Genomic DNA, 22,605 nt, shown 5'->3' on the forward strand with positions numbered 1-22,605 from the left:
CGGCCGGATGCTCCGTCGCACGCCTCTACCACCCGGCGCGCTCAATTTCACCACCCGCATCAACACCCACTGTCAGCACCTGGGATTAACCTGTCCAGCATGGCTAAGCGCATCTCCATGATCGACCTGTTCGCAGGCTGCGGTGGTATGACCTCCGGCTTCATGGCCGCAAAGGGGTACAAACCGGTCATGGCTGTCGAATGGGACCTTCATGCGGCTGCTACCTACGCCGCCAACTTCGGTGAATCTCACATGCGTTGGGGCGACATCCAAGAGATCAAGGATCGTGAGATCCCGAACGCGGACGTGATCATCGGCGGCCCCCCCTGCCAGGGCTTTTCGAACCTGGGCACCCGGGATGTGAACGATCCGCGCAACAAGCTGTGGAAGGAGTACATCCGGTTCGTCAGGCATGCCCGCCCCATGGTCTTCGTCATCGAGAACGTCGATCGCTTCCTCAAGTCCTCCGAGTTTTCCCTCCTCCAGGCCGAGGTCCGCCGCGGCGGCCTGCTCGAAGGTTACGAACTGTCCTACGGACTGCTGCTGGCAGCCGACTACGGTGCGCCTCAGCGTCGCAAACGAACCATCGTGATCGGATCTCGGATCGGAAAAATTCCCCTGCCCGAGGCGACGCACGGCCAGGGAAACCCCATCGGTCTGAAGAGTTGGCGTACCGTTCGTGAGGCTTTCGCAGGGAAGCAACTGCTCGATGTACCCGCCGTCAAGGCACTGCCCGAGTCAACTGTGTCATTCTTCGGCCAAACAGTACCGGGCATCTACAAGAGCGAGGACTTGCACATCGGACGGACCCCGACCGATATTTCATTGCTCCGATACGCTCAGATCCCTCCGGGCGGTGGGCGGTTCAACCTACCGGAAGAACTTCTTCCCAACTGCTGGAAGAACAAGCCCACCGGCACTACCGACGTCATGGGCCGCATGCAATGGACCGAGCCTTCGCTCACCATTCGAACTGAATTCTACAAGCCCGAGAAGGGGCAATACCTGCACCCCCAATGGGAGCCAGGGCCGAACGGATATCGCGTCGATCGCCCGATCACACACAGAGAAGCAGCCTTGCTTCAAACTTTTCCCGATTCCTATCAATGGTGTGGCACAAAGATCCAGATCGCCAAGCAGATCGGAAATGCCGTCCCAACTGTTCTCGCTGAGGCAATCGCACGCCAGATCAAGCCATACATCTTGAGCGCTTAACAGTCGACGGCAGGGGCCGGTTGTGGTTTTTCGTCCGACCTCGCCTCCACATAAGAAACGCCATCGATCCAAACCTGTGGGCGACCGTCGTCGATTGGTGCCGGAATCAAGCGGGTTGCAATCCAAGTCCCCTTTTCCGGCACCTCCAGACCTAGCGCTTTCGCCACTCTCGGGCTTTCTTTCTGATGTCCCAGAATCACTACGCCATCTGGCGCAAGCCTCTTTCGAGCATCCCGCACACGCTTCGCCGCATCCAGTTGCTTGGCAACCGTCAGAACCGCATTCCTGTCAATAATGCGTCTGTGTACCATTCCGAACAGAAGATCGACTCTGTTCTGCCCGGCGGGCTCCCGACTCAGCGCCTCGCGAACAGTCGGGTCGAGACCCAAAAGTAGATTAGGCTTCAATTTCCCCTCTTCGATTATCCATCTGATCATCCTCTTGCCCGAGGAGGATATATTTCGCTTTCCATCCTGATTGCCGCCCTGTGTGAGAACATCCTCCGAAACTCGGACCAGGCCGACCTTGAAGCTGGATCTCCTGTCGTTCGCCGCCATAAGGAGACAGATATGCCCCATCGCTTCGCGGGGAATCATCCATCTGCCGTCCAGGGAGAACTTCGCGTCCACTTCATGACCACACACTCGATAATCCATCTTGTTCCCAAAACCAAGGTCAAATGCAGTGCGGCAGATGATCTCGACCTTAGTACCTAGATAGGTTTTTTCTGTCTTCTCCAAAGCGTCGACGTCGTACCTTCCGGTCCGCTGACCGTCCAATACTTCGTCCAAGGCTTGTCTGAGGGCAGATGAAAACCGGTTCTCCAGGTCAGCATGTCCCTCGAACCACAGCGCAACGCGCTCAACCGCTCCGCCCTCGTCGCTCTCCCGCGTCGAGCTGGGATCGTGGGCCTTAAAGTCGTTCGGCTCGTCGAACAGGGCATCCTCAACAACTGGCATGCAACCACCCTAAGTCGCCGGGGTGGCCCACCTCCATAGTTTCGAGTTACAGGATGCCCCGTCGGACGGAGCGTTCGGCTCACTCGCTCCGTTCGAGAAGCATGCGCACCTGTTCCAGCTCCGACGCCACGCGCAGCCACGTGTACGCCTTCAGCTCGGTCGTCGTACGCCGCGCAATCCCGTCGACTCGGTCGAGTACGTAGCGAGCAGCCTCGATGCCCCTCAGGTCATCGGGGGGCTTCACTTCATCCCAGGTGAACCGGGCCGATGCCAGAACAAGCCCCTCCTCAACGGTCACTGTCACGAGGAATTCCCTCTTCAAAATGCCAGTCGCGAGAGGAAGTACCTCCACCCCGCTCAGGATTCCCTTTTCTCCCGCCACTTGGCAGAGCACCCGTAGCGAATCAGGGTCACGCCACCCGATGTTGAAGTCACTCGCAGTTCCGAAGGAACCGGAATCGTTGTTGCGCTTCATCCTGATCGCCTCATCAAGGCTGCCCCTTCGAAGCACTCCTGCGCCTTTTCCAAAGTGCTTTCCGGGTCCAACCCATGTGCCCGAATCCAGTGCAAAAGGTCAGCGATGATCCTTACCGCCTCCTCTGCCGATCGGACCACGGAGGTTTCCACCGTTCCGACGTAGCGGGGAGTTCGCGCACTGTAGGACGTCAGCAATTCATCAGCGCGTGAAACATGGTGATCACGCACATGCCCATGCGGAGATGTGAGTGCCGTGGCCAGCTCACACCACGTCACCTTTCCGGCTTCCGTCAGACGAACACCCCACTTCTCGCACATCATGTCGATGAGCGCCAGGCCGCGCCCTCCCTCGGATTCGTCCTCCACTCGGCCGGGCAGCGCCGGAAGTTTGTCAACTGACGGGTCCTGCACCTCCAGACGAAGGTTCGTGTCACTCATCGAGACAGCGAGTAGACCGGACACTCCGACGCCCACGTGCTTGATCACATTCGTGACCAGCTCACTGACGCACAGCAAGGCGGGTTCCGCCACACCGAGCAGGCCCCAGTGGGTCAGATGCTGGCGCAGGATCCGGCGCAGAGCGGGAACCTCTCTCGGTGTCGCCTCGAAGGGAATCCGGAGCTCCGAGCGCGGCAAACAGTTGTCGTGATCCATGAGCGACCTCCTTGGGTGCACAGCAGTTCTCCCGCCGCCGATCGTGCAGGCGAGCAGTGGCCTGTCTCCCTGACGCAAGCCCACCTCCTCCAGGGCAAGAGGAACCAGGCAGGCATGCGCGATGCACTTCTGCTCGCTGCCCGTGAGCAGCTCAGTGCCCAACGTAGAGCCGTCTTGGTAAAATTGCCATCGACTTCGATAAATTAGCTAGATCGTGGCTCCGGTGCGAGCCGCAAGGCAGACTGCGTCTGAGCGCACATGGAAGGAACGGCATGCCCCCGAAGGCAGTACCCACCCAGCGGCAAAAGCGCCTCGGCCACGAGTTGCGCAAGATGCGGGCAACCGCCGGCATGTCCGCTGAGCGGGCGGCGAACCTCCTCGGCGTGGACCGAGGGAAGATCTCCAACATGGAGTCCGGCGTCCGAAACATCAGTGAAGAACGTTTGCGGATCCTTGCACAGCACTGCCACCACACCGACCCCACCTACGTGAACGCGCTGGTCGAACTGGCCGACACCGGATCTCAGAACTGGTGGGAGCAGTACCGAGGATCCCTGCCTCAGGGGTTGATGGACATCGCCGAGCTCGAAGCACGAGCGATCCGGATGCAAACGGCGTGCACGGTGCACATCCCCGGGCTCCTTCAGACCACGGACTACGCCTTGGAGGTGTTCCGCGCCGTCCTCCCCAACCTGCCCGAGCACGAAGTGGCGCTACGGCTCGCGCATCGCAGCCGCCGCCAGGAAGTACTAGCCGGTGGGACCGCTGTGCCCTACATCGGCATCGTCCACGAGGCCGCACTGCGCATGCAGTTCGGTGGCCCCCGCGTCGCACGCGCACAGCTCCAGCACCTGCTGGACCAGTCCGAGAAAAGCAACGTGACCCTGCTGGCGATTCCCTTCACACACGGTGCCTTCCCCGGTGCTGGGCAAACTGTTCTGTACGCCGAAGGTCCGACAGAGCAACTGGACACCGTGCAGATTGACAACTCCCACGGCCCGGACTTCCTTTACGGGGAAGACGAACTGGCAAAATATCGTTCCCACTTGGAACGGATGGAGCAGCTTGCGCTGTCTCCCGACGACACAAGAGCCTTCATCCGAACCGTCGTACGCGAGCTGTAGGAGTCAGCATGCCCGAGATCCAGTGGGAAGAGCCGTTCTGCGGAGAAGGAAACGCCTGCTTCCGTATAGGGACCGATCGCTCAGGGAACGCATATGTCGCCGTGCGTGGCCAAGAGGACCGTTTCATCACGGACAGCCGGGACGCACTGCGGATCATGATCCTCGACATCAAGGCAGGCAAGGCGGATCACCTGCTCCAGTGATCATGGGTTCAATCGGCGTCGATCATCCACCGATCAGGCCCTGAAATGCGACGAACCCCAGTCCGGTCACCCGCGACAAGGTGACTGAACTGGGGTTTGCTACAGGCATGTTGGAGCGCTAAGTGGTGTACTCCAGCTCAGTCACTGCGGCATCTCGCACTGCTGAGGCAAGATCGTCGAGGTCCAGTCCGTCCAGGTGTCCCCGGAGCGCTTGCCGAGCTTCACGCATCCATGCGGCAAGCATGGGGCCGTTGACGACAGCGGGTAGGACAATGCGGCGGAACTCCGGGTCGTCGATCGCCTCGGCGACCAGTTTCTCGGCCAGCCACAGCAGCGTGCGTTCCCGGATGGCGAACGTCAGATGGATGCTGTGCTCGCCCTCGTCAACGACGTACGGATTGTGAACCCAGCCCCTCGGAAGAAGAAGGGACTGTCCGGCGCGAAGGTCGATCTCGGTATCCGGTCCTGCGGCCTCCCACCCGGGGATGTAGTCATCGCGCCACACACGCCACGACTCGTTGTACGCCCGCATGGGCGCCTCGACCGGCGGGCGCCAGAGCTGCCACCGCTTGACGCCGGAGATCTGCACAATGACGGCCATCTGCTGGTCCCAGTGATGGCGCAGGCCCTGGTTGCCGGGCGGGGTCAGGAAGGCGTGGACGTAGTTGGAGTATCCCGTCTCCTGCTGGATGCCGCGCGAGACCGCCGCGAGGTACGGGACGACTCGCTGTAGGTTGCCGAGCCGGATCGTGAAACCCGTGTCGTAGAGCTTGGTGAGTTTGGCGGCGTCGGTACGGCCGTCGGTCGTGAAGGCGTTCTGGTTCAGGGACGGGGCGGGGGCTTTCACCACCGCGATCTCGTTCGCCGGGACACAGCCGGCGAAGGCGTAGTCGTGGAGGTAGTCCTTGGTGACCGTCTCGTCGAGTGCGGTCCTGTCGCGCTCGAAGACGCGAGGCTCGTCGGGCCAGGTGGTCAGCAGTTCGGCCCGGCCGTCCTCGGGCAGAATGAGGCTCAGCGACATGGCGGTGTCCTTCCGTGCGGTTCAGGAGGGCGGCAACGGGCAGCGCAGGTCGGGGTGGTGGCGGTTCGGACAGCACACAACGTTGATCGAGACGATGTTGCCCGAGCGGTTGTAGTGGACCCAGCTCACGTCGACACCGACCGGCAGGACATCGGCCGCGTACTCGCGCTTGACATCCAGGCCGACGTACATCTGCTTCCCGTCATCGGGTTCGAGTGGAAGGTTGTCGAGGTAGTGCTTCGTCATCCACTCCAGTGCCGCCTCCGGGTCGGTCCACGTGCGGTCGGCGGAGGTCTGGTTGCGTTTCAGGAGCCAGTGGCCCGACATCATGGGCGGCAGGTTCGAGGCCGGGAACTCGGCGGAGACCTCGCGGTAGCGCGCGAGCGTCCGCTCGGCCGTCTTGTCGTCGGGAGCCGGGGGCGCGGGAGGGGTGGGGTGCGGCGGCCGGCGGTTTCCTTCCCGGTGGTAGTTCTCCGGGGTTCCGACCCATGGGCCGTACCCGTGGAAGTGCCCTGACCAGGTCATCTGTTTCCTTCTGGAGATACGACGGGCCGCCCTGCCACGCAGGACGGCCCGCTGGTGCGTGGTGGGGGAGGTCAGATCGTCAGGTGCCGTTCCCTGGCGTAGCCGATGACGAACGCGTCCAACTCGGCCTCGGTGAAGCGGATCTCCTTGCCCGCGCCCTCTGGCTTGGAATCTGTCAGGACGTACGCAGGCTGCGCGCCGGGGATCAACGCGAATCGAACGCACGCCTCATGCTCGCCTCCCAGATTGCCGCCGCAGAACTGCCGGGCTTCGGTTCCCTCGACGGGCAGGGTGTAGAGGTCAACGTTCATGGGATCGTCCTCCTGATGCGATTGCGGTATGGAGAATCGGTCTCCGTACCGTCGGGTCCTCGTTCCGATGAGCGGCCGCCAAGGTGAGGCCGGCCCCGGGATTCACGAGATGCCGCGTCCATTGCCCTCGGCGTACACCCGCAGCAGACATCGGGTCAGTTCGGCCATCTCCCGTAGGTGGAAGAACGCTGCGAAGGCCGGAGTCGACGACGTAGGGCGCTGCTTGAGGTCCAGGAGTCGGTAGCCCTTGCGGAACAGTTCCCTGACTTCGGGGTTTTCGTCCGCGCCCAGGTCCTGGACCAGAAGGATGTTCAGATGGCGGCCGACTTCCACCGTGCGGGTGTCGATGGCCGCGCGGGTCGACGTGTTCAGCTCCATCTTCAGCGCTAGGTCGGTCATCTCCAAGAGGAGCTCGACGTCGATGGAGTCGTCGACGTCTGCCGCGCCGGTCTCCTGTCTCACGGTCGCCACCACGTGTCTCCCCTCGGTACGGCGGCAAGGGCGGCTGCCTGGCTTTCGGGCTCGGAGACGACGGTAGGGTCGGCGCCATCCAACTCCCAAGAAGATTGCGCGAGTTTGCAGAACCAGCTTTGACGGGTGTTAACGGCTTGTCGAACATCTAGTCATCGCGCAAACAAGCGCAAGGCAGCGGACGGGAGAGCCCCATGAAGCTACGGTTCCTCGGAAAGAACTCGACGCCCGGAGACAGTCCCACCCTGTACGCCAGCGACCAGGACAGCTACGTGATCCAGGGCTGGAAGATCTACTCGAACGAACTGCTCATCCAACTTGACGTTCCGGAAGGAGAGACCGCCGTCGAGGTGCCGACCGAGTTGTTCGAGCACCTGACGAAGGACGGCTTACAGTCCGGTCTGGTCAAGAAGTTCACCGCTCCGATCATGATCGTCACCGAACAGGGGACCTGTGTTCTCCAGGGCCCGGAGATGAACGATCCTGAAGCCCTGAGTCAGATGCGCATGCCCGACTATGAGACCTGCATCGAGGTCCCCAAGTCCTCGATCACGGCCCTGTTGGAGGAAGACCGTGGACCTGATCACCCCGGCCCAGCGTGACGAACTGTTCAACAGTTTCGAACGCGACGCCTTCCACCTGGAGTTGAGGGACGACTACGGCTCTCCCGTCGAGGACACGCCGTACGCCCGATGGCAGCGGGGCGAGCCGGACGACTACGCCTGGCTCGACGACTGGAAGGCGCTCATCGGGCGCGTCACGGACACGGGCAGGACGGTCCGCCGCGTACGGGTGGTCACGGAGCCGCACAGCCGGTACGTGACGTGGGAACACTCACTGACCCGGCTCAACATCGAGATCGGCGAGGACATCCGCTGGCTGCCACGGCATCTCCTGCCGCCGGACATCGAATTCCCTGTGCAGGGCAACGACTGGTGGCTGTACGACGACCGGCTGCTCGCCATCGGCCACTTCGACCCGGAGGGACGCGTACTCGGCTCCGAGATTGTCAAGGATCCCGACATCGTGGCCGAGTGCGCCCGCGTACGCGACCTGCTCTGGACCATCGCCATCCCGCACTCCGAGTACAAGCCCTGACCCATCAGTGAGCAATCAAGCACAAGAAGCACGAGAGGCGCTGGGTGCCCGGCTTCGCGGATTCCGCAAGGACGCGGGATTCAGCAGCGGCCGGGCATTCGCGCGAGCCACCGGATGGGCGGAGTCGAAGGTTTCCCGGATCGAGAACGGGAAGCAGAATGCGAGCGAGCAAGATATTCGCATCTGGTGCGGCACGACCCGCCGCGAGGACCAGGTGGAGGACTTGATTGCCACGGTCCGACACATAGACGAACTTTGGCTTGAGTGGCGCAGACAACTGTCGACCGGATCGGAGAAGAGACAGAAGGCCGCTCTGCCCATTTACGCAAAGACCAAAGCCTTCCGCATCTGGCATCCGACTCTGATTTGGGGAACACTTCAAACCTCCGCATACGCCGCCGAGACCTTCAAACTGGTTCGCAACTACTACGAGATACCCGACGACACGGAAGCAGCCACCGCCAAGCGCCTTGAGCGTCAGCAGCACCTCTACAAGGGGGACAAAATCTTCAACGTACTGCTCGCCGAGCAGGCGTTGTACACCAACTTCGGAGGAGCAGAGGTGATGAAGGGCCAACTCGACCGCCTGTTGGCCGTATGGCGGCTCCCTCGACTCAGTCTGGGGATCGTGCCCAGGTCAGCCCCCATGCATATCTGGCCCGGCAACTCCTTCTCGATGTTCGACAACAAGCTCGTACTCGTCGAGACCTACTCGGCAGAGTTCTCGGTGACACAACCCCGAGAAATCGAGCTGTATGCCAAAGCTTTTGCGCTCTTGAAGCAGTCCGCAGTATACGGACCCACGGTCCGCGATCTCATATTTACCGCTATCCACCATTACGATCGGATCCCGTCCGACTAGAAAGGAAGAGTATCGTGGCACCTAACTGGCGCACCAGCTCCTACACAGGAAAAGAAAACTGTGTTGAAGTCGCCGACAACAACCCGGAAAAGGTCATGGTTCGAGACACGAAAAACCACGGTGGAGGAATCCTGGGATTTCAGCTGATCACCTGGGGAACGTTCGTAAAGTTTATGGCGTTGAAGAACCTCTGACGAAGGCCGACACCACCCTGTACAACTCGGCCGGTCGGTCCAGGTGTACGTCGTGGCCCGCGTCCGGGACCGTCACCAGGTGGGTGATGTCGGGGCGGCGGGTCCGCATCTCCAGAGGTTCCGGCTCCGGCATGGTGCCGTGGGCGCCCCGAACTACCAGGGTGGGGCAGCGGAGTTGGGTCCACTCCGGCCAGTAGTCGCAGGTGGCTGGTTCCTGGACTGCCGCGAGCATGGTTCGGCGGTCGATGCGGGGGTGGCCGGTTCCGTCCGGGCGCCAAGTCAGGCTGTCGGCCCATGAGTCGTGGCCGAAGAAGGTGACAGCGGACTGGCGAGAGAGGAAGGGCGCTGGCCAACTGTCCAGCCACGTCGCGATGTTGTCGGGGAGGTCGGGGGTACCGGCTGCGGGGCCTGCCTCTATCAGGATCAGGGCTCGGGCGAGGGCCGGGTGGGCCGCTGCCGTCAGGAGGGCGGTCAGGCCGCCGAGGGACTGGCCCAGGAGGACTACGGGTCCTGGTCTCAGGGCCGTCAGGAGTGCCACCGCGTCCGCTGCCGCCGCCGTGCGGGACATGTCCGGTGGCGTGCGGGTGCTCGCGCCGTGGCCTGCCGCGTCGTAGCGGATCACTCGGTGGCCGGCTGCGACGAGGCGGGCGGTCAGGTCGTCCCATTCGCCCATGTGGCCCGCCAGGCCGTGCAGGAGGAGGAACGGGGGGACCTGCTTGGGGTGCGATGGGTGTTCGTCGCGGTAGGCGATTCGGGTGCCGGTGGGGGTGGGGAAGAAGGAAGGCGGGGGTGGGGTCACGGGGTGGGATTCTGCCGGTTCAGCCGCCGCCCCCGCCTCCGGGTTCACCTCAGGCCTTTCGCATCAGTTCCGCCCTGCCGAACAACAGCGCGTAACCCTGCGGGAGTTGGGCGATGATGCGGCCGGTCGCAGTGGGGCCCGCGTAGTGGGAGAGGGCTGTCAGAACTGACGTCACGTGCCAACGGGCCGTGTCCGGGGTGGTGTTGTCCAGGCGTGCGGCCACCTTCGCCACGAACTCCGCTGCTCTGTACGGGGGCTGGGGTGGGGCCGTGAGGAGGGTGGCCGCCTCCGGAGGGAGGGTGCGGGCCAGGGCCGTTCGCTCCGGGGCGGGGAGGTGCGGGGCCAGGGTGGTCAGGGTGGTGCGGGTGATCTTCTCCGCTTCCGCCGTCGTCGGGTACTGGCCCGTCCTCTTCACCCTCGCCACCAGGTGGGGCCAGGGTTCCGGGGTGCGGATCAGGGAGTGTCTCGGTGACGGGATCGCCCTCCCCGAGGTGTCCTTGGTCTGCTTCGGGTCGGCCGGGTGAGGCTCCGTCGTCGTCATGTTCTCGTTTCCGCTCGGGTTTCTCGCTGTGCCCCGTCTTTCGCTCCTGCCCTGTTTTCCAGGGGTGACACCTGTGAAGTTGACAGGGGTTGGCTCAGGTTCGGGGGTGTCTCACCCTGCGGGGTTAGCCTCGGGAGTAACTCCCGGGAGGTATCTCATGGCCAAGGTTCCCAGCTCGCTCATCGCCGCCGGTGGGCTCGTCGGTGGGTACGGTGTCGCCCGCTGGACCAAGAAGCGCCAGCTCGGCGGGGTCGTCCTCGCCGGGGCGGGGGCCGCTGCCGCCTGGCAGTGGAAGGAGCGGGCCGGCGGGACGGCCGCGGGGGCGCTCGGGGTCGCGTACCTCGCCGCGTTCGCCGGGTCGCATCCGCTGGCGAAGAAGGTCGGGGCCTGGCCGTCGGTGTTCGGGGTCGCGGGGGTCGTGGGGCTCGCGTCGTGGGCGGTCGCGGACCGCAAGGGGGACTGAGGGCAGGCCGTCGTACTGCGGGGCTACCTCGGTAGGGGTACCGGCGCGGTCGTACTGCGGGGCTACCTCGGTAGGGGTACCGGCGCGGTCGTACTCCGGAGCCAACCCAGCAGGGGTACACCCCCGCTCCACCCCTCCGGTCCGGCGTCGAGCCGGAGCCCCGTCATACCCCTCCCCCTCACCCCACTCCCGCCCCCTCCCCCCGAAACGCCCGCCGATACCCCTGCGGGCTCGTCCCCACCACGCTCCGGAACCGTTCCCGGAACGCCGTCGGTGATCCGAAGCCGACCTGTGCGGCGATCCGTTCGACCGGGTGCGAGGTCGTCTCCAGGAGGTACTGGGCCCGCCGTACCCGCGCCCGGTGCAGCCAGCGCAGCGGCGTCGTGCCGGTCTGTTCGCGGAAGCGTCGGTTGAGGGTCCGGGTGCTCATGCCCGCCCGCGTCGCGATCTGATCGAGCGTCAAGTCCCTTGCGCACTCGGCCTCCAGCCACTCCAGCAGCGGTTCGAGGGCGGTGCCCGCCGGTGCCGGCGGCAGGTCGTGGACGATGAACTGGGCCTGGCCGCCCTCGCGTTCGAGGGGGGTGACGCACATGCGGGCCGTGTGCGCGGCGACGGCCGAGCCGTGGTCCGCGCGGACCATGTGGAGGCACATGTCCATCGCCGCGGCGGCTCCGGCCGAGGTGAGGAACTGGCCGTTGTCGACGTACAACACCTCGGGGTCCACGTCGACTTGAGGGTAGCGGGCCGCCAGGTCGGCCGCCGCGATCCAGTGGGTCGTCGCGCGCAGGCCGTCCAGGAGGCCGGTCGCCGCGAACAGGAACGCGCCCACGCAGACCGACGCGATCCGGGTACCGTTCGCCGCCGCCTCGCGCAACGCCTCCGTGACTCCCGGCGGGAGCCGCGCCGGGGGTTCGTCCACGCCGGGGAGGATGATCGTGTCGGCCTCGGCGAGGAGTTCGAGGCCGTACGGGGGCCGCAGCGTGAACACCGGCGTTCGCATCCCGGCGCGCACGTCCTCCCCCGCCCGCACGCCGCACACCTTCACGTCGTACGGCGGGCGCCCGTCCGGCAGCCGGGCCCAGCCGAAGGTGTCGATGGGGAGGGAGAGGTCGTAGGGGATGACTCCGTCGAGCGCGAGCACGGCAACGGTATGCATGGCTGGATGTTAGACGTTCGCCGGGTTCTCGCCAGCCGCCAAGGCCATGTCACGCCCCCGTCGTCGACCCCGGCCGCACGATCATCAGCACCGTCACCGTCGCCCACAACAGGTTGAACACCCCTGTGAACATGCCGAGTTGAACAGTGGTCCGCTGGTCCCCGCCGCCCTCCGCCAGAACCTCCTGCCGGGGCAGCACAAGGACGACGAGGACGAGCGCGGCGGCGACCGTCAGGGCCGTCGACACGATCAGCCACGTATCGCCCATCACCCCCATCGCGCTCGCCGTGGCGAACCCGAGGACCGGTACGGCGATGCCGATCCCCGCGTACACCCGGCAGATGCGGTGCAGGAGCCGTACGGCGGACCCCGCCCGTTCGTCCTCCGGCACGGCCAGCGCCTTGCGTGCGGCGGGCGGGAACATGCTGGCCGCGACCGTGACCGGGCCGACGGCGATGATCGCGGCGAGGACGTGCAGGGAGAGGAGGAGCTTGGTCATGGGGCGACGGTAGGAGGAGGCGGGGATCTTGGAGAAGTGGCGGGAATGACAGGGGTCGACGGATTCTCGCCAACGGGTGAGCGGCGGGCGGGCCAGCGGGCGGACCGGACAGTACGGGAGGCGTACGGGTACTACCTGGAGGCGTACGGGTACTACGGGGTCCGCTGCCAGGTCATCCAAAAGGCTGACGGGTACTACGGAGCCCAACTTTTCGTTATCGCCCCCACCCCCACCCCGTCTCCACCACATGCACCTCACCCGACGCACCCTCCTCAAGACCACCGCCCTCACGGGAGCGGGAGCAGGAGCGGCCCTCGCCCTCCCCGCGGCGACCGCCACCGCCGCCCCCGCCGCCTACGCCCACCCCGGCCTCCTCCACACCGCCGCCGACCTCACCCGCATGGCCACGAAGGTGAAGGCCGACTCGGCGCCCTACACGGCCGGTTACGCGAAACTCACCGCCAACCGGCACTCGCGGACCGACTGGAACCCCCGCCCCCAGCAGACCGTGTACCGGGGCTCGGGCAGCCCGCAGAACTACACGCTCCTCTACAACGACCTGCACGCGGCCTACCAGAACGGCCTTCGTTACCACGTCAGCGGCGACGAAGCACACGCCGACACCGCCGTGCGGATCCTCAACTCCTGGTCCGGCAAGCTGACTTCGCTCCAGGGCTCCGCCGACCGCTTCCTCGCGGCGGGCCTGTACGGCTACCAGGCCGCGAACGCCGCCGAACTGGTCCGCGACCACCCGGACTTCGAGCTGGACCGCTTCCGCACGATGCTCACGAAGGTCTTCGCGACGGTCAGCGACGACTTCCTGCGCCACCACAACAACGCGGTCGTCACCAACTACTGGCCCAACTGGGACCTGACCGCCCTCGCCTGCGTCCTGGCGACCGGCATCTTCTGCGACGACAGGGCCCAAGTCGCCCGCGCCGTCGACTACTTCAAGAACGGCGACGGCCTCGGCGCGGTCCGCAACGCGATCCCCGTCGTGCACGAGGACGGCCTCGCCGAGTGGCTGGAGGCGGGCCGCGACCAGGGGCACACCCTGCTGGGCGTCGGGCTGATGGGCACGGTCTGCGAGATGGCCTGGAACCAGGGGATCGACCTGTACGGGTACGACGACAGCCGGTTCCTGAAGGGCGCGCAGTACGTCGCGAAGTGGTGCCTGGGCGAGCCGGTCCCGTACACGCCCAACACCCGCCGCAAGGGCGCGATCGGCGGCTGGTCCGGGCAGGAGACCGCGTCCGCCGCGGCGTCCGTGGACCCGAACACGACCCGCCCGGTGTGGGCGATGATCGCGAACCACTACACCAAGCGGCGCGGCCTGGACGCCTCGTACGTCACCCGGGTCGCCGCGAAGTCCGCGCCCGAGGGCGGCGGCGGGGACTACGGCCCCAACAGCGGCGGGTACGACCAACTGGGCTTCGGGACACTGGCGTTCACCCGGGACAGGGCGACGCGGGCCCAGCAGCTCGCGGGGGCGGGAGCAGGAGCGGCAGCGGGCGCGGGCGCCGAAACCGGAGCGGACGCCGCGAACCCCACCCCCGGCACGAACGCCGCCGCGGGCCCCGACGCCGGCACGAACCCCGCCCCCTCGGCCTCCGCCGCCGACCACCCCAGGACCCAGAACCTCGCCGCCACCGGCCCCACCGACCTCGCCCCCTGGGCAGCCGCCACCGGCATCACCGCTCTCGCCGCGGGCTTCCTCCTCCTACGCCGCCGCAACAGGAACCGCGAACTCCAACTCCAGGCCCCGGCCCCGGCCCCGGCCCCGGCTCAGACCTACGCGCAGCCTCAGGCCCAAACCCATGCCCAGTCCCAGGCCCACCCCCAGCCCCGAACCGAGTCCCAGCCCCAGCCCCGCCGCCCCCGCCAACGCCGCCGCCCCCGTTAACCCCGCCCCAGCTCACGCCCCCAAAGCCCGCGACACCGTATAGATCAGCACCCCCGCCAACGCCCCCACCACAGTCCCGTTGATCCGGATGAACTGGAGGTCCCGCCCGATATGCGCCTCGATCTTCCGAGTCGTGTGCTCCGCGTCCCACCCGGCCACCGTGTCCGTGATCAGCGACGTGATCTCCTTCCGGTACGTCGTCACCACATGCACGGCCGCCCCTTCGACCCACCCGTCGACCTTCCCCTGGACGGAGGGTTCCGCGGCCATCCGCGCGCCGAGTGACAGCAGCGCGGCCCGCACCCGCAACCGCAGCTCACTGCGCTCGTCCTCGGCCGCGGCGACGATCATCGAGCGGACGGCCGTCCATGCGGACGCGATGAGGTCCTGGACCTCGCCCCGCCCGAGGACCTCGGTCTTGAGGCGCTCGACCCGCGCGCGGGTGTCCGTGTCGGACTGGAGGTCGGCGGCGAAGTCGGAGAGGAACCGGTCGAGGGCACCGCGCGCGGGGTGCGAGGGCATGTCCCGCATCTCGGTGACGAACCGGAGCAGCTCCTTGTAGACGCGCTCACCGATCCGCTTGTCGACGAACCGGGGCGTCCAGCCGGGCGCCCCGCCCTCGACGGCGTCCATCACGGAGTCGCTGTGCAGGACGAGCCAGTCGTGCGCCCGCGCCACGATCAGGTCGACGGCGCGCTTGTGGCCGCCGTCCGCGACGACCTTCTCCAGCATCTTGCCGATGCCGGGCGCGATCTCCTGCGCGTCCGCGCGCCGGGTGATGGCCTCGCCGACGACGGCCTGGACGTCGGAGTCGCGCAGGACGGCGAGCGCGCCGCGCAACGCGGTCGCCAGCTCCGCGGTGACCCGGTCGGCGTTCTGCGGCTCGGCGAGCCAGGCACCGAGGCGGCTGCCGATCCCGACGGAGCGCAGGCGCTGGCGTACGACGTCCTCGGAGAGGAAGTTCTCGCCGACGAACTCGCCCAGGGACACGCCCAGGGCGTCCTTCTTGGTCGGGATGATCGCCGTGTGCGGGATGGGCAGGCCCATGGGGTGCCGGAAGAGGGCGGTGACGGCGAACCAGTCGGCGAGTGCGCCCACCATGCCGGCCTCGGCGGCGGCGGCCACGTACCCGGCCCAGGCGCCCGCGCCCGCGTGGGAGGCCCACTTCGCCAGCACGTACACGACGGCCACGAAGAGCAGCAGCCCGGTCGCGGTGAGCTTCATCCGCCGCACCCCACGCCGGCGCTCCTCGTCGGCGGCGGTGAACGCGGTCATCGTGCGGTACGACGGGGCGGCGCCCCCAGCACCCCCAGCACCCGCCGACTCCGCGCCGCCAGCCCTCACCCGGCCCGCACCCCCGGAACCACCCTCCGGGCCCGCGCCCGCAGAACCCACCGAGCCCGCACCCCCGGCCCTCTCGGACCCCTCGCCTCCAGCCCGCCCGGCACCCTCCACGCCCACGCTCCCCTCACCCTCAGCACCGCCCGCACCCGGCATCGCACCGGCCCGCTCGGCACCGCCACCCGGCACCCCCGCGCCCAAGCGCTCAGCGCCCCCCGTCTCCACTTCCCTGCGTTCCATAAGCTCCACCCGGTCGGCGATCTCCTCCCCATTGTCCTTCTTGCTCCTGGAACGGGAGAGGCGTCCCCGATGGTTCCCCCCACCCCCGCGTTCACTCGCGCGGGTGATCCTCCCGGCGCTTGTGGGGCTCGCCCAGCAGGTCGCGCATGACGTCGTGATGCCCTTCCAGCATCCGGTGCCGCTCTCCTCGCCGGTCCTCCTTCAGCCGGCGCCGCTCCTCCCGCCGGTCGAGCTTCTCCTGCCGCAGCGCCGCCTTCGTCCGCTTGCGCTCGACGTCGACGCCGCCCCAGAACGCGAACCCGGTGATCACGACGCGCGGCGCGCCGGGCCCGGCGGGCACCCCGCTCTCGCGGTGGCTGAAGTCGCCCATGATCCCGATGCCCTTGGAGACGATCTCGACGCCGGGCGGTACGAGGATCTGGATGCCGCCCATGATCGCGACGCAGTTGATCTCGACCTCCCCGGCGGAGAAGTCGGCCTCGCGCAGGTCGATCTCGCCGCCGCCCCAGAAGGCGACGCAGTTCATCCGCCGGGGCACGGTCCACCGCCCCTTGCGCTGGAACCCGCCCATGACGGCGACGGCCCAACTCGGCGACGTGTCACCGCCACCGATCACCCGGCCCGTCCAACTCCCGTCGGACGGCGGCTCCTTGAAGAGGTTCACCGGCGCCTGCGGCGCGCCGCCCGGCGCGGGCAGGTCACGGGTGATCGGCGCCAACTCGCCGTACGTACGCGCCTTGTAGGTCGTCTCCAGCCGTTCCTCGAACTCCTCCATGTCGAGCCGGCCCTCCGCGAGGGCGTCCCGCAGGATCTCCGCGACGCGTTCGCGGTCGGCGTCCGATGCGCGCAGTTCCGGAGCGTTGTCGGTCATACGGTCAGCCTACGAGCAACGGGCGCCGGGTTCTACGCGACGGCCCTTCACGCGCCCGCCTTCACGCGCCCGCCCGGTCCGCGTACATGCGCGCGATCACCGCCTCGATGTCCGGCTCCCGCACCGACAGGTCCACCAGCGGGCACTCCGCCGCGATCCGCGCGACCAGCGGCGCCGCCGACTCGGACGCCGGGAACGCGAGCCACTGGCGTACGCCGTCGACGCGTACGACGCGGGCGGAGGGGCCCGCGTCGATGGGCGGGAGTTCGCGCTCCAGGTCGACGACGAGGACGCGTTCGCTCTCGCCCGCCTCGTGCAGGCCCGCGAGGGGGCCGTCGTACATCATGCGGCCGTGGTCGATGACCATCACCCGCTTGCAGAGCTGCTCGATGTCCTGGAGGTCGTGGGTGGTGAGCAGGACCGTCGTGCCGCGTTCGGCGTTCAACTCCCGCAGGAAGTCACGGACCTTGGCCTTGGAGACGACGTCGAGGCCGATGGTCGGCTCGTCGAGGTAGAGGACGTCGGGGTCGTGCAGGAGGGCCGCCGCGATGTCGCCGCGCATCCGCTGGCCGAGGGAGAGTTGGCGCACCGGACGGTCCAACAGGTCGGCGAGGTCGAGGAGTTGGACGAGGCGGTCGAGGTTCTCGGCGTAACGGGCGTCCGGGATGCGGTACATGCGGTGCATCAGCCGGTAGGAGTCGATGAGCGGGAGGTCCCACCACAGGGTCGTGCGCTGTCCGAAGACGACGCCGATCCGGTGGGCGAGGCGGGTGCGTTCGCGGGAGGGGTCGATGCCCGCGACGCGCAGCCGGCCGCCGCTCGGGGTGAGGATGCCGGTCAGCATCTTGATGGTCGTCGACTTCCCGGCGCCGTTCGGGCCGATGTACCCGACCATCTCGCCGCGCGCGACGGTGAAGGAGAGCGAGTCCACGGCGCGCACCTGGGAGCGCTCGCGCTTCAGGAAGCCGGTCTTCCTGCGGACGTCGAACACCTTCTCCACGCCGTCGACTTGGATGAATTCGGCCACGGTTCAGCTCCCTGTGCTCCGGTACGACCTGACGCCCGCCCGCCACACGAGCCCCGCGAGCGCGCAGCACAGCGCGGCGACCAACGGCGGTGCCCACGCGGCGCCTTGGGGAAGGTCCAGGGGGTACGGGCGCCCCAACACGTAGGACGCGGGCACCCAGTTGACGAACGCGAGCGGGAAGACGAACGTCACCCCGCGCACCAGCTCCTTCGCGAACACGGTCGGCGGGTACTGGAGCATCGTCCCCCCGCCGTAGGTGAACGCCGACTGCACCTCGGCCGCGTCCTCGGCGATGAACTGGAACGCGCCGCCCGCGACGAACACCGCCGAGAAGATCGCCCCGCCGGACAGCACGGTCACCGGCACGAGGAGCACCTTCTCCGGGGTCCAGTGGATGTCGAGCGCGGACAGCGCGTACGCGAGGATCAGGGCGCCCTGGGTGATGCGGCTGAGGCGGCGCAGCGCGAACCGGTCGGCGGCGACCTGCGCGAGCACCGGGGCGGGCCGTACGAGGAGGGTGTCGAGGGAGCCGTCGCGCACGCGCTGGCCGAGGCGGGCCACCGAGCCGATCGCGAGGTCCGCGATGCCGAACGACGTGGCCGCGAGGCCGTACAGGAAGGCGACCTCGGGGAGGGTGTAGCCGCCGAGGGAGTCGACCTGCGAGAACATCAGGACGATGCCGACGAAGTCGAGGCCGGTCAGCAGGAGGCCGCCGACCAGGGACATCGCGAACGAGGCGCGGTAGGCGAGGGTGGAGCGGATCCACATGCCGGTGATCATCCGGTAGGCGCGCAGGCCCTCGGTGAGCCGGTCGCCGGCGGGCGCGACGGTGGCGTACGCCCCAGGCCCGTCGTACCCCCCGGACCCGTCATACCCGTCGTACCCGTCGTACCCGTCATACCCGTCGTACTTCTGAGGTAGCTCAGCCACCCTGGACCACCACCCTGCGGGTAGCCACCGACACCAGGAGGCGGCCGGCCGCGAGGAGCACCACGGCCCAGGCCGCCTGGAAGGCGTACACGTGTAGTACCGAGGTCTTGCCCATCAGCAGGTCGGCCGGCATCTGGAGCTGGGCGGCCCATGGGAGGAGCTGGACGACGTCGCCGAGGGCGCCCGGGAAGGCGTTCAGCGGGAGGGTCATGCCCGAGCAGAACAGGCCGGTGATCATCATCATCTGGAGCGCGCCGGTGCCGTCCAGGAGCCAGAAGCCGGTGAGCGCGACCAGGAAGCGGATGCCGAAACTCACCAGCGCCGCCAGGACCAGCGCGAGCAGGAAGGCCAGCCAGCGCAGGGGGTCGGTCGGCAGAGCCGTCGGGAAGAGCAGCGCGCCGATCGCGAACGGGATCACACCCCGGCCGATCAGCTGGAACGCCGCGCGGCCCAGGTCGGCCGCCAGCCACCAGAGCTGGAGGTCGACCGGCCGGTACAGGTCGACGGCGACGTCACCGGAGCGGATGCGCTCCATGAGGTCGACCTCCATGCCGCCGCTCTGCAACGCGAGCGTCGCGAACAGGGCCTGGCCGAGCCAGACGTACGTCACCGCCTCCGCCTGGTCGTACCCGCCGAGATTCGGACGCTCGTCCCACAGGGCGAGATAGGTATAGACCAGGATCAGGCCGAAGACCGTATTGGTGAAGACCCCCGCGGCCGTCGCCACCCGGTACGTCGCGTACCGTCGGAAACCCCCCGCCGCGACAGCCGCGTACAACCGCGCCGGACCCACCGCGAGCGTCCTCCTCCTCGTCCGAGACCTCCCCCGGGATGCCCCCGGGACGTCCCCGCGCGACGTGACATTCGTCGCACGGCACCGAAGCGCAGGAGCCTAGTGCGCAGGAACGGCGGCGTGCCAGGCGTTTTCTCCGCCAACGCGTGCCGATTGCCGGGAACGGTTCGCATGGTGCGAGAGTCTTCAGACCAGAGGCGCGCGAAAATCGAGTACGACGAGCCCGCCGAGGACCTCGGGTCCGCCGAGCAGCAACGAGCAGTAACGGGTCGCACGGCCCGCGAGCACCACAATCCGCACGAGCCACAGCTCGCCGCGCGAGAATCACGAGACACACGCCAGAGCACCAGGCACGCACAGGAGTCCGAGCAACACATGAGCGACGAGCCGCAGCCGCAGCGACCGCCCCAGGGGTGGGCGCCGAGAGAGCCCCTCGGCGACGCCACGGGCGTCCCGGACGCCCCTGAGGACGGCAGCAAGAAGGCCAAGCGGCCGAAGCGCACCGGGTGGCGGCGGATCATCCCCACCTGGCGGATAGTGCTCGGCACCTTCATCGTCGGTGTCCTCGCGCTCGTCGGCCTCTTCTACCTCGGCTACTCGATGGTCAAGATCCCGCCGGCCAACGCCCTCGCCACCAAGCAGTCCAACCTGTACCTGTACGCGGACGGCACCGAGATCGCCCGCGACGGCGAGGTCAACCGCGAGAACGTCACCCTCGCGCAGATCTCCAAGGACGCCCAGCACGCCGTGCTCGCCGCCGAGGACCGCGACTTCTACACCGAGTCCGCGATCGACCCCAAGGCGATGCTCCGCGCCGGCATCAACACCGCGATGGGCAAGGGCAAGCAGTCCGGTTCGACCATCACCCAGCAGTATGTGAAGAACTACTACCTCGCGCAGGAGCAGACCGTCTCCCGCAAGGTGAAGGAGTTCTTCATCTCCATCAAGCTGGACCAGGAGCAGAGCAAGGACAAGATCCTCGAGGGCTACCTGAACACGTCGTTCTTCGGGCGTAACGCGTACGGCATCCAGGCCGCCGCCCAGGCGTACTACGGGGTCGACGCGACCGCTCTCACCCCCGGCCAGGGCGCCTACCTCGCCTCGCTGCTGAACGCCCCCAGCGAGTACGACGTCATCGCGCACCCCGAGAACAAGGCGGCGGCCCAGGCCCGCTGGAACTACGTCCTCGACGGCATGGTCAAGAAGGGCTGGCTGGAGCAGTCGAAGCGGACCGGGATGAAGTTCCCGACCCCGCTGGAGTCCAGCGGCGCCTCGACCGGCATGTCCGGGCAGCGCGGGTACATCGTCACCGCCATCAAGGACTACCTCAAGGACAACAAGATCCTCACCGAGGAGGAGCTCGACGGCGGCGGCTACCGCATCACCACGACCCTGGAGAAGGCCAAGCAGGACGCCTTCGTGAAGTCCGTCGACGACAACCTGATGTCGAAGCTCGACAAGAAGAAGAACAAGGTCGACAACTACGTCCGCGCGGGCGGCGCCGCCGTCGACCCGAAGACCGGCAAGGTCCTCGCGATGTACGGCGGCATCGACTACGTCAAGCAGTACACGAACAACGCGACCCGCCAGGACTTCCAGGTCGGCTCCACGTTCAAGCCGTTCGTCTTCACCTCGGCCGTCGACAACAAGTCCGAGACGCAGGACGGCCGTCTCATCACGCCGAACACGGTGTACGACGGCACCAACAAGCGCCCCGTGCAGGGCTGGAGCGGCGGCAGCTACGCGCCCGCCAACGAGGACGACGTCGACTACGGCAACGTCACCGTCCGCACCGCCACCGACAAGTCGATCAACTCGGTGTACGCGCAGATGGCCGTGGACGTCGGCTCCGACAAGGTCAAGGACACCGCCGTCGCGCTCGGGCTGCCGAGTAGTACTCCAGAGCTAACCGCCTCACCCTCGATCGCCCTCGGCGTCGCCACCGGCAGCGTCCTCGACATGGCCGAGGCGTACGCCACCCTCGCCAACCACGGCAAGCACGGCACGTACACCCTGATCGACAAGATCACCAAGGACGGCAGGACCACCATCGAGCTGCCCGCCCAGAAGTCGTCCCAGGCCGTCAGCCGCGAGGCCGCCGACACCACCACCGCGATCCTCCAGAGCGTCGTCGAGAACGGCACCGCGACCGCCGCGCAGGCCGTCGGCCGGCCCGCCGCCGGCAAGACCGGCACCGCCGAGGAGGACCAGGCCGCCTGGTTCGCCGGCTACACGCCCGACCTCGCGACCGTCGTCTCCGTCATGGGCCAGGACCCGGAGACCGCCGCGCACAAGTCGCTGTACGGCGCGATGGGGCTGCCCCGCATCAACGGCGGTGGCGCGCCCACCGAGATCTGGGCGCAGTTCATGAAGGACGCGCTCAAGGGGACGCCGGCCTCCGAGTTCGACCTCCAGCTCCAGGACGGGGCGGACGTCGTGCAGGAGGTGCCGCCGACGCCGTCGGACACGGAGAGCACCGGGCCGGAGCAGGGCGGTACGCCGACCGACGGGGGCACCGACGGGGGTGACGCCCAGGGGCAGAACCAGGGTGCCACCCAGGGCGGGGCCGCTCAGGGCGGGGCCACCGGTGGTACTCCGGGTACTACGGGGGGCGCCTCGACCGGGGGTACTACGGGTACGACGGGCGGGGACACGTCCACGGGTGCCACCGGGGGTGATACCTCCGGCGGGAGTACGACGGGTACGACAGGCGGCGATACCTCCGCGGGAGGGTCGGGCGGGGATACCTCCGCCGGGACCGGGACGTCGGTGGGACCGGCGTCCGGCGGGACCAACGGAGGGACACCCGGGACGTAGGAGCCTGCGGGTACTAGTGTCCTGAGTCGGGAATTCGCTGCGTAAGTCAGTGCTGGTTCGGCATGATGGCCGGATGGCGAGGACGGGACGGCCGAAGGCCGAGCTGGTGCT

The 22,605-nt window shown here is 67.3% G+C and carries 26 protein-coding genes; 10 read left to right on the forward strand and 16 right to left on the reverse strand.

All coding sequences use genetic code 11. The annotated features are described in order from the left end of the window. Nucleotides 1-99 precede the first annotated feature (99 nt). Entirely contained in the window at nucleotides 100-1,215 is a 1,116-nt protein-coding gene (locus PV682_RS19320) for a DNA cytosine methyltransferase (RefSeq protein WP_319731438.1), read from the forward strand. Here the strand turns inward: PV682_RS19320 and PV682_RS19325 are convergent. The 3 genes from PV682_RS19325 to PV682_RS19335 form a co-directional block, all read right to left on the reverse strand. Then, nucleotides 1,212-2,174: a NaeI family type II restriction endonuclease gene (locus tag PV682_RS19325; RefSeq protein ID WP_319731440.1), complete on the reverse strand. Its 963-nt coding sequence runs from the start codon at nucleotides 2,172-2,174 to the stop codon at nucleotides 1,212-1,214. The two genes, PV682_RS19320 and PV682_RS19325, sit on opposite strands and share 4 nt — an antisense overlap. A gap of 79 nt (nucleotides 2,175-2,253) precedes the next feature. After that, nucleotides 2,254-2,649, reverse strand: coding sequence for a hypothetical protein (locus PV682_RS19330; RefSeq protein WP_319731442.1), 396 nt, complete (start codon nucleotides 2,647-2,649; stop codon nucleotides 2,254-2,256). Continuing rightward, complete coding sequence (locus PV682_RS19335; RefSeq protein ID WP_319731444.1) at nucleotides 2,646-3,305, reverse strand: ATP-binding protein; 660 nt, start codon at nucleotides 3,303-3,305, stop codon at nucleotides 2,646-2,648. The genes PV682_RS19330 and PV682_RS19335 overlap by 4 nt, the downstream gene beginning before the upstream one ends. A 272-nt stretch (nucleotides 3,306-3,577) precedes the next feature. Between PV682_RS19335 and PV682_RS19340 the strand changes: the two genes are divergently transcribed. Both PV682_RS19340 and PV682_RS19345 read left to right on the forward strand, forming a co-directional pair. Continuing rightward, a complete protein-coding gene (locus PV682_RS19340; RefSeq protein WP_319731446.1) occupies nucleotides 3,578-4,429 on the forward strand; it encodes a helix-turn-helix domain-containing protein in 852 nt (283 codons plus the stop codon). An 8-nt stretch (nucleotides 4,430-4,437) separates the two neighbouring features. Beyond that, nucleotides 4,438-4,632 carry a hypothetical protein gene (locus tag PV682_RS19345; RefSeq protein ID WP_319731448.1) on the forward strand — a complete coding sequence of 65 codons (195 nt, stop codon included), beginning with the start codon at nucleotides 4,438-4,440 and terminating at the stop codon, nucleotides 4,630-4,632. A 118-nt stretch (nucleotides 4,633-4,750) separates the two neighbouring features. On the opposite strand, the gene PV682_RS19350 is transcribed toward PV682_RS19345, so the two are convergent. From PV682_RS19350 to PV682_RS19365, 4 genes are all read right to left on the reverse strand, one after another. After that, complete coding sequence (locus PV682_RS19350; protein WP_319731450.1) at nucleotides 4,751-5,653, reverse strand: JmjC domain-containing protein; 903 nt, start codon at nucleotides 5,651-5,653, stop codon at nucleotides 4,751-4,753. A 21-nt stretch (nucleotides 5,654-5,674) separates the two neighbouring features. Next, on the reverse strand, nucleotides 5,675-6,178 hold the full coding sequence (locus tag PV682_RS19355; RefSeq protein ID WP_319731453.1) for a hypothetical protein: 504 nt from the start codon (nucleotides 6,176-6,178) through the stop codon (nucleotides 5,675-5,677). 71 nt (nucleotides 6,179-6,249) lie between these two features. Beyond that, complete coding sequence (locus PV682_RS19360; protein ID WP_319731454.1) at nucleotides 6,250-6,489, reverse strand: DUF397 domain-containing protein; 240 nt, start codon at nucleotides 6,487-6,489, stop codon at nucleotides 6,250-6,252. A gap of 102 nt (nucleotides 6,490-6,591) precedes the next feature. Further along, nucleotides 6,592-6,960 (reverse strand): hypothetical protein, encoded by a 369-nt coding sequence (locus PV682_RS19365; RefSeq protein ID WP_319731456.1) that lies wholly within the window; start codon nucleotides 6,958-6,960, stop codon nucleotides 6,592-6,594. A gap of 194 nt (nucleotides 6,961-7,154) precedes the next feature. Between PV682_RS19365 and PV682_RS19370 the strand changes: the two genes are divergently transcribed. From PV682_RS19370 to PV682_RS19385, 4 genes are read left to right on the forward strand one after another with little or no spacing between them, the layout of a single operon-like run. After that, complete coding sequence (locus tag PV682_RS19370; protein WP_319731458.1) at nucleotides 7,155-7,562, forward strand: hypothetical protein; 408 nt, start codon at nucleotides 7,155-7,157, stop codon at nucleotides 7,560-7,562. Continuing rightward, nucleotides 7,534-8,058: a DUF6879 family protein gene (locus PV682_RS19375; protein ID WP_319731460.1), complete on the forward strand. Its 525-nt coding sequence runs from the start codon at nucleotides 7,534-7,536 to the stop codon at nucleotides 8,056-8,058. Before PV682_RS19370 ends, PV682_RS19375 begins: the two co-directional genes overlap by 29 nt. A 7-nt stretch (nucleotides 8,059-8,065) precedes the next feature. Then, nucleotides 8,066-8,920, forward strand: a complete 855-nt coding sequence (locus PV682_RS19380) for a helix-turn-helix domain-containing protein (protein ID WP_319731462.1) — start codon at nucleotides 8,066-8,068, stop codon at nucleotides 8,918-8,920. Nucleotides 8,921-8,934: 14 nt separating this feature from the next. Beyond that, on the forward strand, nucleotides 8,935-9,114 hold the full coding sequence (locus tag PV682_RS19385) for a DUF397 domain-containing protein (RefSeq protein WP_319731465.1): 180 nt from the start codon (nucleotides 8,935-8,937) through the stop codon (nucleotides 9,112-9,114). Here the strand turns inward: PV682_RS19385 and PV682_RS19390 are convergent. Both PV682_RS19390 and PV682_RS19395 read right to left on the reverse strand, forming a co-directional pair. After that, nucleotides 9,092-9,913, reverse strand: coding sequence for an alpha/beta fold hydrolase (locus PV682_RS19390; RefSeq protein WP_319731467.1), 822 nt, complete (start codon nucleotides 9,911-9,913; stop codon nucleotides 9,092-9,094). The two genes, PV682_RS19385 and PV682_RS19390, sit on opposite strands and share 23 nt — an antisense overlap. A gap of 49 nt (nucleotides 9,914-9,962) precedes the next feature. Next, on the reverse strand, nucleotides 9,963-10,454 hold the full coding sequence (locus tag PV682_RS19395) for a DUF2267 domain-containing protein (RefSeq protein ID WP_319731469.1): 492 nt from the start codon (nucleotides 10,452-10,454) through the stop codon (nucleotides 9,963-9,965). 157 nt (nucleotides 10,455-10,611) lie between these two features. Here PV682_RS19395 and PV682_RS19400 point away from each other — a divergent pair, with 157 nt between their 5' ends. Continuing rightward, entirely contained in the window at nucleotides 10,612-10,917 is a 306-nt protein-coding gene (locus PV682_RS19400; RefSeq protein WP_319731471.1) for a hypothetical protein, read from the forward strand. Between the two features lie 178 nt (nucleotides 10,918-11,095). On the opposite strand, the gene PV682_RS19405 is transcribed toward PV682_RS19400, so the two are convergent. Both PV682_RS19405 and PV682_RS19410 read right to left on the reverse strand, forming a co-directional pair. Then, on the reverse strand, nucleotides 11,096-12,073 hold the full coding sequence (locus PV682_RS19405) for a GlxA family transcriptional regulator (RefSeq protein WP_319731473.1): 978 nt from the start codon (nucleotides 12,071-12,073) through the stop codon (nucleotides 11,096-11,098). A gap of 49 nt (nucleotides 12,074-12,122) precedes the next feature. After that, nucleotides 12,123-12,572: a hypothetical protein gene (locus tag PV682_RS19410; protein ID WP_319731475.1), complete on the reverse strand. Its 450-nt coding sequence runs from the start codon at nucleotides 12,570-12,572 to the stop codon at nucleotides 12,123-12,125. A gap of 247 nt (nucleotides 12,573-12,819) precedes the next feature. On the opposite strand from PV682_RS19410, the gene PV682_RS19415 reads away from it, so the two are divergent. Beyond that, nucleotides 12,820-14,475 carry an alginate lyase family protein gene (locus tag PV682_RS19415; protein ID WP_319731476.1) on the forward strand — a complete coding sequence of 552 codons (1,656 nt, stop codon included), beginning with the start codon at nucleotides 12,820-12,822 and terminating at the stop codon, nucleotides 14,473-14,475. A gap of 12 nt (nucleotides 14,476-14,487) precedes the next feature. On the opposite strand, the gene PV682_RS19420 is transcribed toward PV682_RS19415, so the two are convergent. The 5 genes from PV682_RS19420 to PV682_RS19440 all read right to left on the reverse strand — a co-directional run bounded on the left by PV682_RS19420 (nucleotide 14,488) and on the right by PV682_RS19440 (nucleotide 19,677). Next, on the reverse strand, nucleotides 14,488-15,750 hold the full coding sequence (locus tag PV682_RS19420) for a DUF445 domain-containing protein (RefSeq protein WP_240000999.1): 1,263 nt from the start codon (nucleotides 15,748-15,750) through the stop codon (nucleotides 14,488-14,490). A gap of 397 nt (nucleotides 15,751-16,147) precedes the next feature. Next, complete coding sequence (locus PV682_RS19425) at nucleotides 16,148-16,927, reverse strand: DUF1707 SHOCT-like domain-containing protein (protein ID WP_319731478.1); 780 nt, start codon at nucleotides 16,925-16,927, stop codon at nucleotides 16,148-16,150. Between the two features lie 61 nt (nucleotides 16,928-16,988). After that, nucleotides 16,989-17,954 (reverse strand): ABC transporter ATP-binding protein, encoded by a 966-nt coding sequence (locus PV682_RS19430; protein ID WP_319731480.1) that lies wholly within the window; start codon nucleotides 17,952-17,954, stop codon nucleotides 16,989-16,991. A 3-nt stretch (nucleotides 17,955-17,957) separates the two neighbouring features. Next, nucleotides 17,958-18,734, reverse strand: coding sequence for an ABC transporter permease (locus PV682_RS19435; protein ID WP_319731498.1), 777 nt, complete (start codon nucleotides 18,732-18,734; stop codon nucleotides 17,958-17,960). 142 nt (nucleotides 18,735-18,876) lie between these two features. Then, nucleotides 18,877-19,677: an ABC transporter permease gene (locus PV682_RS19440; RefSeq protein WP_319731483.1), complete on the reverse strand. Its 801-nt coding sequence runs from the start codon at nucleotides 19,675-19,677 to the stop codon at nucleotides 18,877-18,879. A gap of 375 nt (nucleotides 19,678-20,052) precedes the next feature. Between PV682_RS19440 and PV682_RS19445 the strand changes: the two genes are divergently transcribed. After that, on the forward strand, nucleotides 20,053-22,494 hold the full coding sequence (locus tag PV682_RS19445; RefSeq protein ID WP_319731485.1) for a transglycosylase domain-containing protein: 2,442 nt from the start codon (nucleotides 20,053-20,055) through the stop codon (nucleotides 22,492-22,494). Nucleotides 22,495-22,605 lie beyond the last annotated feature (111 nt).

It is taken from the genome of Streptomyces niveiscabiei (assembly GCF_033794345.1).
Classification (GTDB): Bacteria; Actinomycetota; Actinomycetes; order Streptomycetales; family Streptomycetaceae; genus Streptomyces; species Streptomyces niveiscabiei.

Bases quoted from the DNA above. Each gene is read 5' to 3' on its own strand.
- PV682_RS19370 (WP_319731458.1), top strand. From the start codon at position 7,155: ATGAAGCTACGGTTCCTCGGAAAGAACTCGACGCCCGGAGACAGTCCC.
- PV682_RS19425 (WP_319731478.1), bottom strand. From the start codon at position 16,927: ATGACCGACAACGCTCCGGAACTGCGCGCATCGGACGCCGACCGCGAA.
- PV682_RS19445 (WP_319731485.1), top strand. From the start codon at position 20,053: ATGAGCGACGAGCCGCAGCCGCAGCGACCGCCCCAGGGGTGGGCGCCG.
- PV682_RS19395 (WP_319731469.1), bottom strand. From the start codon at position 10,454: ATGACGACGACGGAGCCTCACCCGGCCGACCCGAAGCAGACCAAGGAC.
- PV682_RS19345 (WP_319731448.1), top strand. From the start codon at position 4,438: ATGCCCGAGATCCAGTGGGAAGAGCCGTTCTGCGGAGAAGGAAACGCC.
- PV682_RS19410 (WP_319731475.1), bottom strand. From the start codon at position 12,572: ATGACCAAGCTCCTCCTCTCCCTGCACGTCCTCGCCGCGATCATCGCC.
- PV682_RS19355 (WP_319731453.1), bottom strand. From the start codon at position 6,178: ATGACCTGGTCAGGGCACTTCCACGGGTACGGCCCATGGGTCGGAACC.
- PV682_RS19400 (WP_319731471.1), top strand. From the start codon at position 10,612: ATGGCCAAGGTTCCCAGCTCGCTCATCGCCGCCGGTGGGCTCGTCGGT.
- PV682_RS19340 (WP_319731446.1), top strand. From the start codon at position 3,578: ATGCCCCCGAAGGCAGTACCCACCCAGCGGCAAAAGCGCCTCGGCCAC.
- PV682_RS19405 (WP_319731473.1), bottom strand. From the start codon at position 12,073: ATGCATACCGTTGCCGTGCTCGCGCTCGACGGAGTCATCCCCTACGAC.
- PV682_RS19335 (WP_319731444.1), bottom strand. From the start codon at position 3,305: ATGGATCACGACAACTGTTTGCCGCGCTCGGAGCTCCGGATTCCCTTC.
- PV682_RS19420 (WP_240000999.1), bottom strand. From the start codon at position 15,750: ATGACCGCGTTCACCGCCGCCGACGAGGAGCGCCGGCGTGGGGTGCGG.
- PV682_RS19360 (WP_319731454.1), bottom strand. From the start codon at position 6,489: ATGAACGTTGACCTCTACACCCTGCCCGTCGAGGGAACCGAAGCCCGG.
- PV682_RS19350 (WP_319731450.1), bottom strand. From the start codon at position 5,653: ATGTCGCTGAGCCTCATTCTGCCCGAGGACGGCCGGGCCGAACTGCTG.
- PV682_RS19435 (WP_319731498.1), bottom strand. From the start codon at position 18,734: ATGATCACCGGCATGTGGATCCGCTCCACCCTCGCCTACCGCGCCTCG.
- PV682_RS19415 (WP_319731476.1), top strand. From the start codon at position 12,820: ATGCACCTCACCCGACGCACCCTCCTCAAGACCACCGCCCTCACGGGA.
- PV682_RS19320 (WP_319731438.1), top strand. From the start codon at position 100: ATGGCTAAGCGCATCTCCATGATCGACCTGTTCGCAGGCTGCGGTGGT.
- PV682_RS19325 (WP_319731440.1), bottom strand. From the start codon at position 2,174: ATGCCAGTTGTTGAGGATGCCCTGTTCGACGAGCCGAACGACTTTAAG.
- PV682_RS19330 (WP_319731442.1), bottom strand. From the start codon at position 2,649: ATGAAGCGCAACAACGATTCCGGTTCCTTCGGAACTGCGAGTGACTTC.